8 protein-coding genes are annotated in these 14,872 nt (G+C 51.3%); all 8 read left to right on the top strand.

The window, feature by feature from the left end:
- Window positions 1–7 precede the first annotated feature (7 nt).
- The 8 genes from ACNFBR_RS05460 (at window position 8) to ACNFBR_RS05425 (ending at window position 14,546) form a co-directional block, all read left to right on the top strand.
- The gene (locus tag ACNFBR_RS05460) at window positions 8–6,316 is read left to right on the top strand and encodes a methyltransferase domain-containing protein (protein WP_416733982.1); all 6,309 of its coding nucleotides are present in this window, start codon (window positions 8–10) and stop codon (window positions 6,314–6,316) included.
- 4 nt (window positions 6,317–6,320) lie between these two features.
- The gene (locus tag ACNFBR_RS05455) at window positions 6,321–8,123 is read left to right on the top strand and encodes a glycosyltransferase (protein ID WP_416733981.1); all 1,803 of its coding nucleotides are present in this window, start codon (window positions 6,321–6,323) and stop codon (window positions 8,121–8,123) included.
- Window positions 8,124–8,135: 12 nt separating this feature from the next.
- Complete coding sequence (locus ACNFBR_RS05450; protein WP_416733980.1) at window positions 8,136–8,549, top strand: hypothetical protein; 414 nt, start codon at window positions 8,136–8,138, stop codon at window positions 8,547–8,549.
- Window positions 8,550–8,591: 42 nt separating this feature from the next.
- Window positions 8,592–10,331: a hypothetical protein gene (locus ACNFBR_RS05445; protein WP_416733979.1), complete on the top strand. Its 1,740-nt coding sequence runs from the start codon at window positions 8,592–8,594 to the stop codon at window positions 10,329–10,331.
- A complete protein-coding gene (locus tag ACNFBR_RS05440) occupies window positions 10,328–11,563 on the top strand; it encodes a glycosyltransferase family 4 protein (RefSeq protein WP_416733978.1) in 1,236 nt (411 codons plus the stop codon). Before ACNFBR_RS05445 ends, ACNFBR_RS05440 begins: the two co-directional genes overlap by 4 nt.
- A gap of 7 nt (window positions 11,564–11,570) precedes the next feature.
- Window positions 11,571–12,788 (top strand): glycosyltransferase family 4 protein, encoded by a 1,218-nt coding sequence (locus tag ACNFBR_RS05435; protein WP_416733977.1) that lies wholly within the window; start codon window positions 11,571–11,573, stop codon window positions 12,786–12,788.
- 72 nt (window positions 12,789–12,860) lie between these two features.
- Window positions 12,861–13,244, top strand: a complete 384-nt coding sequence (locus ACNFBR_RS05430; protein ID WP_416733976.1) for a hypothetical protein — start codon at window positions 12,861–12,863, stop codon at window positions 13,242–13,244.
- 321 nt (window positions 13,245–13,565) lie between these two features.
- On the top strand, window positions 13,566–14,546 hold the full coding sequence (locus ACNFBR_RS05425) for a D-glucuronyl C5-epimerase family protein (RefSeq protein WP_416733975.1): 981 nt from the start codon (window positions 13,566–13,568) through the stop codon (window positions 14,544–14,546).
- The last annotated feature ends 326 nt before the right edge of the window (window positions 14,547–14,872 follow it).

The following is a 14,872-nucleotide window of genomic DNA, read 5'->3' as shown; positions in this document are numbered from 1 at the left end:
AAACCGCATGAACAATCCCACGCTTGAGAAACCTACCGTGAACACAGAGCTGCCTTCACCTTTGGCCGATATTCATGACCGCGTGATGGAAGCCTATTACGGCAAGCTGGGTGATCAGTTCATGCGCGAAACGCAAGCCCGCATCCACTGGATCTGCGCCCAGGTCAAAGGGCGCCGGATCCTGGATGTCGGCTGTTCGCAGGGTATCGTGCCCCTGTTGCTGGCACGTGAGGGTTGCCAGGTCACCGGCGTAGACACCAGCCCGCAGGCCATCGAAGAGGCCAAGGGTTACCTGTCCGCCGAACCGGCCCACATCCAGCAAAACGTCACGTACATCAATTCAGACTTCCTCGCGCTGGATACGCTCGAGGTTGAGCCGGACACCGTTGTCATCAGCGAAGTGCTCGAACACCTGGTGCGCCCGGAGCTGTTCGTGGAAAAGGCCTACGACCTGCTCAAGCAGGGAGGCCGGCTGGTGATCACGGTTCCGTTCGGGGTCAATGATTTCATTGACCACAAGCACACGTTCTACCTGATGGAACCGTTCCGACTGCTGGCCGAGCACTTGCAGATCATCGAAGTGAAGATGCTTGGCAAGTGGCTAGGCATTGTTGCGGTGAAGAGCGAGGCGCATAAGCCAGGGACTATCGACTCGCTGACTGTCGAACGGGTTCGAGAGCTGGAAAAGGCATTTGAGTCCATTGAGCGCTCGCTGCGTGGGAACCTTGGTGCCATCGGCAAACGACTGGACGAAGCGAACAAAAAATACCGCACTGCCACAGAGCAGATTGCACAGTTGAAGCCTGAGGCACAAAAGGCTGAAGCGCTGTCCAAGCAACTGCAGGCACGCGATGCGGATATTGCAACGCTGCAAAAAACCAACCGTGAAGTTCTCGAAGCAAAAGCCCTGCGTGTCAAAGAGCTCGAAGAAGCTAAGCTACGGTTGGAAGAGGCCAACAAGAAATACCGTGCAGTCACGGAAAGCTTTGCCCAAGTCAAGCCTGAGGCTGATAAGGCACAAGCACTTTCGCGCGAGGTTCAAGAATGCAAAACGCAAATCGCTTCGCTGGAGCAATCAAACCGCGAGTCGCTTGAGACCAGCGCCCGAAACATTGAAGAGCTGAGCGAAGCACTTGAGTCTCTCAAAACGCAATTGGGTGATGCCGACGAAAAATGCATCGCCGCGGCAGACCAATGCGCTCAGCTCGAACAGCAGTTTGCAGCACTAGAGGCGGCGCATCAGCAAAGCCTTGCAGAAGCCGAACAACAGTTGAGCGGGTTGCAGTCCAAGCACAATCAAGCGCGCGACGAATTAAGCGCTGCAGCCAATGAGCTATTCAAACAAGCCCAACAGAATGAAGAGTTGAATGAGAGTTTGCGACTTTCCGCAGACCAGCAGTTGGCTCTCAAAAATCAGTTGCAGACGTCTGAAGCCAAGCTTAATGAAGTGCAGCAAAACAATGACGCACAGCAAACTCGCATTGATCAATTAAACTCGTCATTGAGTCAAAAAATCAATGATCTGGAAACGCTGCAACAGTCACATCGCTTGGTTGATGACCAGTTGCAACAGTCCCTCCAGAATATCGATGATCAGGCTGGACACATCAGCCAGTTGAATTCCACACTGGCCCAACGTGACGCCGAGCTGGCAGCTCTTCGGCAACAAAAACACTCGTTTGAAGAGCAATTGCAGCTCACGGACCAGCAACGAAAAGCTGCAGAAGAGCGAGCGGTAAAAGAATCCGCTAGCCTAGCGTCGCTGCAGGTAGAACATGGGGCACTTGAAAATCAGCTCCAAGAGCTGACTGGGCAGCACATGCAAGCCCAGCAAGCCAATGCATCCCATCTCGAAACCATCACAACCTTACAGTCAGATCGCGCCACACTTGAAGCGCGACTGCAAGAGACCGCCGGGCTGCAGGAGAAGGCGCAGCAGGCCAATGCCACTCACCTCGAAACTATTAATGCCCTCCAGGTACGTCAGGTAGCACTTGAAGCAGAGCTGGAAAGCCAAGCACGGCAATCGAGCGAATTGCTGACTCATAGCCAAAAAGTAATTGACGACCAGACCAACATCAACGCGGCGCTACGCACGCGCCAGGCTGAACTCGAAGCCGAAATGGAAAGCGAATTGGAGTATATGAAGGAATTGCAGGCTCAAAGCCAGCGGGCTAACGCCGCTCAGGCTGAAATTATCGCTCTGTTGAAAACACGCCAGGCTGAGCTGGAAGTTGAGATTAAAGAACACCGGCAGGCCATGAACGAACTGCAGACCCGGAGCCTGCAGAAGCACGATGCTCAAAACGCAACCATTACCGCTCTGCAATCTCGCCAGTCCCAACTGGAAAATCAGTTGCAGGACATGAGCGAAGTTCAGGCACGTCGCGAACGAGAGCATACAGCTCAAGCCAATACGATCAATTCACTTGTTGAGCAACGCAACGGCTTGGAAAAGCAATTGCAAGCATTGGCTGCAGCTAACAGCGAAGCCGAAGAGATTGCGGCGGGACAAACAGAAACCATCAATGTACTCAATCAAGCCAAAATGGATCTTGAAGAGCAATTGATGCTTGAAAGTACCAGCCGCCAGGCCGCCGAGGCCAGTCTTGCTGCTACCAACGAGCAATGGCAAGGTCTGCGCCAGCAACTGGAAGCTGAGCTCAACTCGTCCAAAGCAGGTCTTGGTGCGGCAAACATGAAGTACCGCACTGTGACTGGCGAACAAATCCCGCAATTGAAGGCTAGCCTCAACCAATTGCTGGAACGCAGTGCCTCTCAGCAGCGCAAGATCGACGAGCTCAATGAAAACTTGGGACGCGCTAACACTCAGCGTCACCTGGCAGAGCAGCGCCTGGTGAAAACCCGCGCAAGCATGACCTATCAGCTCGGCTACCAGATCAAGAACAGCGCCACCTCGCTGGGCGGACTGGTGAAACTGCCTGTTCGCCTGCTGCGGCTGTACCGCAAGGCAAGCCAGCAACGCCAGCAAAATGAGCAAAAGCTGCTGGCCAACGAACCGCTCAAGGCTCTGCTGCCGCCAGCACCTGTGCAGGATGAAAACTACCTCAAGCTGCCGGCCACCTTGCCGACCAGCGAGCAGGCTCGCACTACCCTGCTGCGTCAGGCCGATCAGCCAGTCAGCCGCCTGAAAGTGGCGTGCGTGATGGACGAGTTCACTTTCGGCTCCTATCGCTACGAATGCGATCTGATGCCGCTGACTCCCGCCAACTGGAAAGCAGAAATTGAAGGTTTCGGCCCGGAACTGCTGTTCATCGAATCCGCCTGGCGCGGCAAGGATGACCTGTGGGGCAGCAAGGTTGGTCACAACGGCCAAGAGCTGCAGGACATTCTGACCTGGTGCCGTCAGAACAAGGTGCCGACCGTCTTCTGGAACAAGGAAGACCCGGTTCACTTCGAAACCTTCCTGACCACCGCCAAGCAATTCGACCACGTGTTCACCACCGACATCGACTGCATTCACCGCTACAAAGGTGCACTCGGTCATGACCGTGTCTACCTGCTGCCGTTCGCCTGCCAGCCAGCGTTGCACAACCCGATCGAACTGTACGAGCGTAAAGACGCCTTCTGCTTCGCCGGCGCCTACTACGCCCGTTACCCGGAACGCACCCGTGACCTGGGCAACTTCGTGTGCGAGCTACCAAAGTTCCGCCCGCTAGAAATCTTCGACCGCAACTTCGGCAAGGACGACGTCAATTACCAGTTCCCCGAAGAATACCAACCGTACATTGTAGGCACCCTGCCCTTCGAGAAGATCGACACGGCCTACAAGGGCTACCGCTACGCGATCAACCTGAACTCGATCAAGCAGTCGCAATCGATGTTTGCCCGCCGTGTATTCGAGTTGCTTGGCTGCAACACCCTGACCGTCAGCAACTTCTCCCGCGGTGTACGCCTGCTGTTCGGCGACCTGGTGGTGACCACCGACAACGGCGAAGAGATGCTGCGCCGCCTGCAATTACTGGCCGAAGACCCGCTGAATAGCGACAAGCTGCGGCTGGCAGCCCTGCGTAAGGTGATGCAAGAGCATACCTATACCCAGCGCCTGGAATATGTGATGAGCAAGGTGACCGGTAGCGCGAAGGCCCAACGCCTGCCGGAGATTGTGGTCATCGGCGAAGCACAGGACCGCCAGCAGTTCGACATGCTGCGCGCCCATCTGGATCGCCAGACCTACAGCCAGGTTCGCATGGTCATCATCAGCGATGCCTACCAGAGCAGCATCGTCAGCGACGACCCACGCATCCTTGTTCTCAAGCCGGCACAACTGAAGAAGAGCTCGTTGGGCGAGCTGGTTGGCAATACCCCATGGGTTGCTGCTTTCTTGCCTGGTGACTACTACGGCCCGAACTACCTACTCGACCTTGCTCTGGCAACACGCTATAGCAATGCTCGAGTGATTGGTAAAGCAGCGCACTTTACCTGCAAAGGTCAGAACGCCGAGTTGCTGTCCAATGAACAGGCCTACCGTCCGACTCAGTCCTTGAGCGCGCGGCGTTCGCTGGTTGCAACCGAATTCGTTGCTGCCCAACCGCTGCGCATCTGGCTGAAGAGCCTGCCGTCACTGCAGTACACCCACGCACAAGGCGTGGCCATCGATCCGTTCAACTACTGTGAGAACGGAGCTGCTCAACAAGAGAACATCAGTGCCAAGGTCAATGACCTTGAGCTAAACCTCGGCATGACCATTGATCAACTGCAGGCACGCGCGCAATCAATTGCCCCGCTGCAGGCCAGCCACGATGCGCCGGAAATTACAGGCCGCGGTTTGGCCGAAATGTTTGGCGTCATTCGCAACAAGTTCGTGGACCTGGTCGTCGACGGTGACACCTGGCGCGTGCACTCCAAGCTGGCCGACGGCAAGCATGAGTACATCTATGCCCAGCAGGAAGTCCGTTTGGAGGAGCTCGGCTGCGAAGATGGCCGCCTCAAGTTGTTCGTGGACTGCACACCTGGCCTGAACCTACAGCTGGTAGTGCTGTTCCTGGATGCCGAAAAACAACGCATCAGCCACGTGATGCAGTACGCCAACCGTAACCAGACCGCCGATATTCCACCGGAAGCCGTTTACATCCGCTTCGGCCTGCGCGCCTACGCTGCCGGCAGTGCTGATCTGAAGGCGCTGGTGTTGGGCCATCGCAACCTGCAGCCATCGGAAATGATGGGCCGTGGTGAGCATTTGCTACTGACCAACCACTATCCAGCTTACTCGGACCTGTACCGCAACAAATTCGTGCATAGCCGAGTCACGGCCTATCAGGATCGAGGTATCGACGTGGACGTATTCCGTCTGCGACCAAACGAAACTGTCAGCTACCATGAATTCCAGAACGTAGATGTGGTTACCGGCTGCGCTTCGACCTTGACCAAGATGCTCGAAAAGAATCGCTACAAGTCGATTCTCGTGCACTTCCTCGACGAGCAGATGTGGAAGGCACTGCGCCCGTTCCTGAACTACACGCGCATCACTGTCTGGGTGCACGGTGCAGATATTCAGCCTTGGTGGCGTCGTGAGTTCAACTTCACCACTGACGAGCAACTGCGCTTGGGCAAACTGGCCAGCGAAAAACGCATGGCGTTCTGGCGCGAACTACTGCAGCCGATGCACCCAAACCTGAAGCTGATATTCGTATCGCGTTACTTCGCCGAAGAAGTGATGGAAGACCTTGGCTTCCGCCTGCCTGAAGGTCAGTTCGAGATCATCCACAACCCGATTAACACCGAGCTGTTTGACCATCGCGAAAAATCGGCCGAGCAACGCAAGAAAGTACTGTCCATTCGCCCCTATACCTCTAAGACCTATGCCAACGACCTGACCGTGAAAGCGATCCAGAGCCTGGCGGGTAAATCCTGGTTCAACGACATGGAGTTCTGCCTGATCGGTGATGGCCCGCTGTTTGACGAAACCCTTGAACCACTCCGTAACTTCAGCAACGTCAAGATCAAACAGGGTTTCCTCAACCACATGGAAATTGCCGACACGCACAAGGACTACGGCATCTTCCTCTGCCCAAGCCGCATGGACACCCAGGGGGTATCCCGCGACGAAGCCATGTCGTCAGGCCTCGTCCCAGTTACTACCGCCGTGGCTGCCGTTCCTGAGTTTGTCGACAACGCCTCTGGCTACGTGGTCGAACCAGAAAGCTACGAGGAACTAGCCAAAGCTATCGAGGATATGTACCTCGATGGCAACACCTTCATGAAAAAATCCAGGGCCGCCGCCAAGCGAGTTCGCGGGCAGAGCGCTGGCGAAAAGATGGCAGAGCGGGAAATCGCTGTGATCCAGAACCATTGAAGACATGATGAAACCCGCTTTGAAGCATTTGGTTTTCACCAATTTTGGTATCGGCATCAAGGATGAACTGTGGCTGTCTTACAGGCTGGAGATCTTTGCCAACACTGTTCTCCCATCCTTGGTAAACCAGAGTAATCAAGACTTCGAGTGGGTGATCTTCATTGATGAAGCATTGCCGATTCTACACCGTACGCGTCTTGAGCAATTGCTGCGAGGCACTGACCTGAATGCCCGCACGCTTCAGGTCAGCGATTACAGCATGGTCAGCCGGGACATCACGCGCCTCATCAAGGATGTCGATGAGCAGACGCTGATAACTTCTCGTATTGACGACGATGACTGTATACATGAAGGCGTCATCGCGCTAATTCAGGCCGAGGCCACTTCCGAGCACAATGCTTCGGAGGTGCTGCTCATATCGTTGAAAAACGGCTTGGAATTCCTGCCTTCAGACGAGTGCTACCGCCCGGTAGATTACGACACGCTGGCGTTGGCGCTCACGATGGTAGACAAAACCAGCGGCCCCAAGACCCATGCAATTACCCAATATGCACATCACCTTGTCGTCTCCACCCTTGAGCAGCGGCAGATCTCTGCCGAGCACATTCACCTGACGCGTGAAGAACCGCTGTATCTCTACACCAAGCATCCACTTAGCGATTCTTATTTCTTTGGGGCCCGGGCTCGCATACTCGGGTCCCCTGAGAGCGTTAAAGGTTTCGACCCTACTCTGTTTTCCCGGTTTGGCCTGCAACAAGCACAGCTTGTCTACCTCAGCCAACTTCTCAGGCAATCGCCGCTGGGCATGCCTCACAAGTACCTCGAGAAACTCAACAACGTACGCCAGCAGCTCAGGGCTGAGCGCAAAAACAATGATGGTCCTGAGACGGCAGTGGTGAGCGGTCTCTTGTCACAGAAGGCCAGGCTTGAGATCAAGGCATCACGACCGAACCCCGTCAGAGCAGGCTCGGAAAAGGTACGTGTCGCCATCCTTGGATCAAGCGCCACCCACAATCTTTTCAAATTTCAGAAGAAGGCGCTGGAACGCTTTGAGGTGTGTTTCTACATGTCTCAATCTTCAGTAATTTCGTATATGGCGCCGCCATGTCTCGATGCAAGGTTCTGTCTTGAGGCAAATGACGCAGAAGCCAATCGCGTTCTCTGGGATGCCTCGAAAGAGCATTGGCAACAATTTGAAAAGTCTCGTCCTGATATCGTCATTGTGGATTTCTTTGACGAAAGCATCGGCATTGCAACATTTGGTACATCGATTGTTACAGCCAGCCCATTGATGCTCAAGACGTTGGCTAAATGTGGTATCGATTACACCGTGCAAGCTCCCTGGAGTGAAGAGGCAAAGCGACTGCGTGCATGGGCCCTACCCATGTTCCTAGATCGTGTCGCCAGCCTATGCCCGAACATTTTTGTGCATCAGGCCAATTGGGCCAGTCAATATAAAAGCAAAGAGGCGATTGCCAGCTTCGCCGGCAGCACCTTCGAGAGCCTGATCGAACTTAACAACGCCATCATCGACCCGATGCTGGACAGCCTGGAAGACTCAACTGTGCCGGTTGAGCGTATTGGTGGCAAGGATGCCGGGCTAATCGCTGGAGGCGTCTCGCGCTGGGCTTACTGCCCCTATCACTACGATAGCTCTTATTACAGAACCATTGCTAAACAAGCCTTTGCGAAAATGGTGCAGTACGTCTCGAAAAATGAGCACAAGTGGGCATTCTGCCCCTACTACTACCATGGCACCTACTACAGCACCGTCGCCAAGCAATTACTGGCGCGGGTCATCAATTGAAGTGATCACACTATGAAGCCATACGTTTTCATTATTGCGCTCTTGACCATGCTGACTGGCTGCGAACAACCGCCTGCTGCTGATGTAATGGCGGCGGATAAAACTGCCAATGCCCTCTACCTGAGTGACGCCACTTATGTGCTACTCAGAGGGACGCATCAGAAATCACACAAGAAGCCCAACAATGCGGGTTACCTGAGTATGCACGAGTTCGTCTACTCTGGCGTTGATAAAATTGCCGAAAATGATGTGTTTGCAGTTCTGAAAGCCAATGGCTACACCCGCAAGATCATCACCAATGACTCTAATCAGTTTAAAGTACAGTATTACAAAAAGGCCACACCTCCAATCGGTGCAATTTTTATCACGCAACCTAAAGACGACGGTTACGAAACACTTGCCAGCATTTATTGGCAGGAAAAATGATGGACACACGCAAAAAATTTGCGCGTAAGGTTTCGGTCTGACATGAAACTCCAACACCAGATCAAAGCAACGATCGGCTGGTGCATCTCCCTAGGCGTGAAATTCGTCCGGGTAGTACCTATTATCACGTTTCTCGTCCAAGTCAGCACACTGGCCAGCCAAATCTTTCTTCTGTTGGCGTTTTTTCTACCGCTTAAAGTCATCATTTTGCTGGGCTCGGAAAAAACACCTGCTTATTTCCCATCCATCTTGCATACGCTTAAAAAAGATCATTTGATCTATGCGCTGACTGCGGCGGCAGCACTTTGCTACATCGCTTATCTATTATCAGAACTGGCGACCGCCCTCCTTTGTCGTAAAGGTACGCGAACGCTTCTTGCACGCACCTCGAAACTGAACTTGTTTGAGAATCAGGACAAGATTGCCACCAATGCGTACACACGTTTCAATCGCGCCATGGCCGGCGCGGCTTTCTTCGGCCTCAGTGCACTCGCACTACTGTACGTATACCCGAGCTTGCTCCTGGCAATTCTTGCTTACTTGGTCATAGCCGGTACCGTTTGTGTCTTGGCCTACAACCACGTTAAAAAAATTCGCGAGAGCTTTGATCATCATTACGGCCCGATTCTCAACGCCTTGGCCGCGACTGGCTTTCTTTTGAGTTTTTTCTATCTGGTTACCGATTTTCTGTACTACCAGCAAAGCAAGATTTTCAATGCAGTTATTGCCGTGCTAATCATGCGACAAGGATTACAAAGGCTGTCCGGCATGATCTTGGACCTCATTGGTCTGCGCATTCAGCATCGACAAGTAAATGCTTTATTTTATCAATCTCAACCTCTTATCGAACTTCGCCCCCAGAGTAATGGCCTTGAGTACATTCTAGACGCTGAAAATAGAGAGAAATGGGTTAAGACACTTCTTGAAAAAATCAACCTGAAAGCAGTCGACGGTTACTTGATGCAATGGCATCAGGTGGGTTTTGCAGATATCTACGCGTTTACGCTTCATCTGGACCAGCAAGACGACAGCGGTGCACTGCTGGTCAAGGTGTTTGGCAACAATATTTCATCCTCAGCTTTGCAGGAGCGGACGCTGCTGACTACACAATCGGGTCTGCCCGGCTTGCCGTTTGTTGGTCACCATCGGGTCAACGATATTGACTGCCATCTCTACAAATTTGAAGGCTCCGAAAAGCTGAGCGGCGGGAAGAGAATCGGCGAAGGCATTCTTGCGATTGCTCAAAAAATGATGCTGCTCGAGCCCTCCGCAGAACTGATCGCACAATTCACCCGCACGCGCTTGTACCTTGAACAGCGCCTGGATGTAACAACAATCAACTCGCTGCGCCTGGCGTGCATCAACGACGATGACACGGGTAACGTTGAACGTATCATCGCCAACTTGCCAGCGATTACCGGATACCTCGCCGCGCTTCCCCGCCAGATCGTACCTTTGGACATCACCAACAACACGATTCTTGCCTCGCCTGCATCGGGATTTGTTCTCAGCCACTGGAGCAACTGGCGAATCGAAGCGATTGGTTGCAGTTGGCCTGTCGCCCAAAAGGACGCACTTTTCGAAACCCTGCGCAGCGCAGATCAACGTCAGGCACTCACTTCAGCCGATCCTCAAAAAGTGTGGTTGGCCGCGCTGATGTACATGCTGGAAAGACATATTGTGCGAAAAGACTATTCGGCAGCCCTTGCATTGACTCCCGACGTCGTTAACTGCATTGAAATTCTCAAAAGACCTGTAGCTGCAGAGGGGGCAACGCAATGACAAAAGTCTCAATGATTGTCTGGAATGAATTCCTCAATGACGCACGCGTAATGAAAGAGGCCCAAACGCTGCAACGGGCTGGCTATAAGGTGAGGGTATTTGCGCTGCATACTCCTGGTGTTACCCAAGAGCACACCGTCCTGCAAGATGGCATCGAAGTCGTACGGGTAGCCCGCTCTCCTCTGTGGAAACTGCGCAGGAAAGATGTACCGGCTGCTACCAATCCAGGCCTCAAGGCGCCTAGGTCCACCCCAGTCAAAGCCAGCCTGAAGCTTCTCGTGTTCAGAGCTATCGCGCGCGGCTGGACCCATTTTGCGCTGCTTCTCAAAATGCTTGAGTACCGCGCTCCAGTGGTTCACTCACACGATGTAAATACCCTGCCTACTGCCTGGCTGGCCGCGAAGCTGTCACGCGCCAAGCTTGTATATGATGCACATGAGATCAGCACCAGTCGCGAAGGCTACAAGAGCTTGCGAAAAGTGGTGGGGTTCGTAGAGAAGCGCTTAATGCCCTCTGCCAATGGCACTATCACCACCACCGACGCGCGCGCCAAGTACTTCGCCAGAGCTTATGGGGTGGAGCGACCACTGGTTCTGCAAAATCGCCCAAGACTAGTTGAGAGCCCGCGCTCGAACAAGATCAGGGATGAACTGGGGCTAGTGGAGTCATGGCCGATCGTTGTGTACCAAGGTGGCTTGCAGCAAGGACGTGGCCTGGAAAAACTGATCCGCTGCGCACAGCATGTGCCTGACTGCTATTTTGTGCTGATTGGCGGGGGTAGGCTGGCACAGCCGCTCATGGCGTTGGCACAAGATCTGAACATTCAGCATAAAGTTCACTTCATCCCGACGGTAGCCTTGGCTGATCTCCCTGGCTATACAGCATCTGCAGATATTGGTGTACAACCAATTGAAAACACGTGCCTGAACCATTATACAACGGACTCGAACAAGCTCTTTGAGTACGTGATCGCCGGGTTGCCGGTGGTCGCTACTGATTTCCCTGAAATCCGCAAGATTGTCAGAAATAATGACATTGGCCTACTGGTACCTGCAAACGACGAACAAGCACTTAGCGACACCATTGTGAAGCTTCTAGCCGATCATGAACTTCGCAAACGTTTCTCGCACAATGCGCAATTGACCGCGCAAAATTTGAACTGGGAAACGCAAGAAAAAAGCCTGGTCGATCTTTATGAAAGGGTTTTACTTACCCCCGCTATAGCCAGGTGAACTGATCGTGAAAACTCGCATCCTCTTTCTCAGCTATTACTATCCACCGGATTTGTCGGCGGGGTCTTTTCGTGCAGAAGCATTGGTAAAAGCATTACTGGAAAATGTCAGCGATCATGTTGAAATTGATGTCATCACGACACAACCCAATCGATATCACACGTTCAAGGCCAGCGCCTCCAGCTACGAGCAGTTACCAAACCTGACGGTGCGGCGCCTTTCGGTGCCATCACATAAAAGTGGATTTATCGACCAGGCAGTTTCGTTCGGTAGTTTTGCCATACAAGTATGCAAAGCTGCAAGAAACAGACACTACGATTTAATTTTCGCCACATCATCTCGCCTGATGACGGCTTCGCTCGGCGCCTACATATCTAAAAGAACAGGTACAAAGCTCTACCTAGACATCAGGGATATTTTTGTTGATACATTGCGGGGCGTGCTACCACCGACACTGGGAAAAATAGCCTCATTTTTTTTCTCATCAATAGAGGCTAGCACCATCCGCCAAGCGGACAAAGTGAATCTTATTTCACCAGGCTTCATACCCTATTTTAATAAGCGCTACCCAGAAAAAGTATACACACTTTATACAAACGGCATTGACGAGCTTTTCTTGCAGCCACTCCCTGCCTCTACCGCACCACAGAATCTCCTTGCACAAGCACAAAGATTGAAAGTCGTATACGCTGGAAACATTGGCGCCGGTCAAGGGTTGCATCTTATTATTCCGCAACTGGCCAAGCGTTTGGAGAGCGAAGTAGATTTCCATCTCGTTGGCTCTGGCGGCGCAATAGACCAACTAAGAAAAGCGCTACGCCGCGAAGAAGTACACAATGTTTACCTGGTTGCGCCAATGAAACGTGATTTTCTGCTGAAACTCTATCGCGAAGCCGATGTGCTATTCTTGCATTTGAATGACATTAAAGCGTTTCGTCGCGTGCTGCCCTCCAAACTATTTGAATATGCGGCAACGCAAAAGCCAATATTAGCGGGTTTGTCAGGCTACCCCGGCCGTTTCGCCAGCAGGCGTATTCAAAATACGGCCGTGTTCAACCCATGTGATATAGAAGGCGCTATCGAGTCCTTCAGAAAACTAGACCTGCGCCCAACTGCTCGAAACGATTTTATACAAAAATATTCGCGAACAGTGATCAAAAGGAGAATGGCATTCGACTTGCTCAAAACCTCACCCAAGCATGCAAAGTTTGAGCAGACAGAATAGCAAACCACTGCCAGGCCTGCTAAGATCCAAAACCAAATTTCACACTAACAACCTTAGGTATATATTTCAAAAATGAAGAAGATTACTAGCATTGCCGTTTTTTCCTGCCTGCTCGCTTTAGGCGGCTGCAATGAAGAAAAGGGCATCGACATCCAACTCCCAACGGGCGAAAAGCTGACCCTTCAAGGAGACCTGACGAAGAACATTTCGAAGCCCATTGAAAACGGAACGAAGAAGCGTTTCGAGGTCCAATACAGCTCTCCACAAGACGCAACCAAAAGTAAAGTAGATGAGCGATTCCGCTCACTCGGTTATATTGCTACCGTGCAACCCAACGCAGAATCCCCAGCAATCAAGGTTCATTACCACAAAAAAGGCTCACCAACAATCGGTGTTCTCATTGGTGAAAAAGAACCCTCACTAGTTAGCGTATATTGGCAAGAGCAGCAACAGTAATTATCAGCCTAAGATTTTTGCCACAACACCACTAATCATTCCCACTGACACTTTCGGCGGGAATGATTAACTCATTTAATAGAGTATCACCATTGCAAGCCGCCACTGGAGCTTCGTAAGCTTCAGCCAATTACCCTCAAGACCAGCCCTAAGCGCCCCCTCACTATTCCTTATTGCTTTACTAGGCGACAACCTGAAAATATCTCTTGCCCCGAAAATATTGCCCCTACATGGCCTCCATCGCACATGTCACGGGGTGATCTTTATCGTGGCCTTGGGTATAATTCGCTATCTCGCGGGTAAGCCAGGAAAAGAGTTTCAATGAAAATCGACTACGACACACTCACTACAGAATGGTTCGACAGAGCCATGAGCACGGGCCCAATAAACCCGACTTGGAAACCAAAGCACTATCTTGACCTTTTCCGCGAATGGCCCGAAAAATATATAAAAAACTACAACCAGCCATTTAACCCTTTCGCTTTTGCAATAAACTCTTCAGCACTCGCTTCATCCAGCAAAAAGCATGAGGACTTAAAAGCAATAATGGCCCAAGCATCATTTCTCGACCTCGCAGCAAGTCTGTACACTGAAGAAATTGAAGGCCATGCTTATATAAGAAATGATTTTTCATTCTCCATATATTGGGCGACTATGGAAAAGCCATTTTATGGCGCATTCATGAATGCATATACTGCATATGGCTATCTAAAACTTTACGAAGCAACGAACAACGCAAAGTATCTATCAAAAGCAGAAAAACTAGTTAAAACCATCACATCTAAAGATTGCAAAATAAAATTATCCAGTACAGATTCTAACGATGATTTTTGGCTAAACGAGTACGTCTTCATCCCAACACCATCTGAAGTTGACTACCTGCAAAAGCTAGGCACTGAACTGCATGACGATGGCTACATGCGTTTCAGAATCTACAACGGCAACATATCCGCCATTTTAGGCCTGATGAAGTTTAGAAAAACATCTGGACTCAGCTTTGCAGATGAAACAATTGAAAAATCTTGTTTAACCATGTCGAAACTACTTCACAAGCAAGCATTCAATGGCAAGTATTTTTCGTATTCGATTGAAGCCGAAATAATGCCAGACTATGGACAGCTGAGGGCTGTAAATCTAGCAAAGTTTTTGGCAGAGGCAACCAATGATGACTCGTTAAAAAACACATTCAAATCGTTTGAAAAACTTTTTAATGACTCAATTAAAGACTCTATACAAGACATTTACGCGAAAGGCAGTGCTGACGCGGCACTAACCTACCGACCGCTTAAAACACCTGTATAAAATTAAACACTATAGAACCATAACTCGAGAACAGCCTCTTAACAAAAACCGTCACCTTTGCAGTGTTGCTCGAATCAATATAAGTCCGCGCGATAGCGTGGTTATTTTTCGAGCTTCGCCCCACACATAAAGACGACAGATCTATTTTTATTATTGATATTTAGGCATTGCGGAAAAATGATGACTCACGACCTCTCCGCTTTCAAAAATTTCGCCATGAATGTGCCGTAGTGACAGAAAATAACCACATAACTCCGACATGAAAATTTCTAAACCGAAGTAAAACACTTAAAATTAATTTCTATTCTCAGGCCGTATTACAAGGG

It is taken from the genome of Pseudomonas sp. NY11955 (assembly GCF_048068035.1).
Taxonomy (GTDB): Bacteria; Pseudomonadota; Gammaproteobacteria; order Pseudomonadales; family Pseudomonadaceae; genus Aquipseudomonas.
The sequence above is the reverse complement of the archived record's forward strand: the minus strand, read 5'-3'. Positions and strand labels throughout refer to the sequence as shown.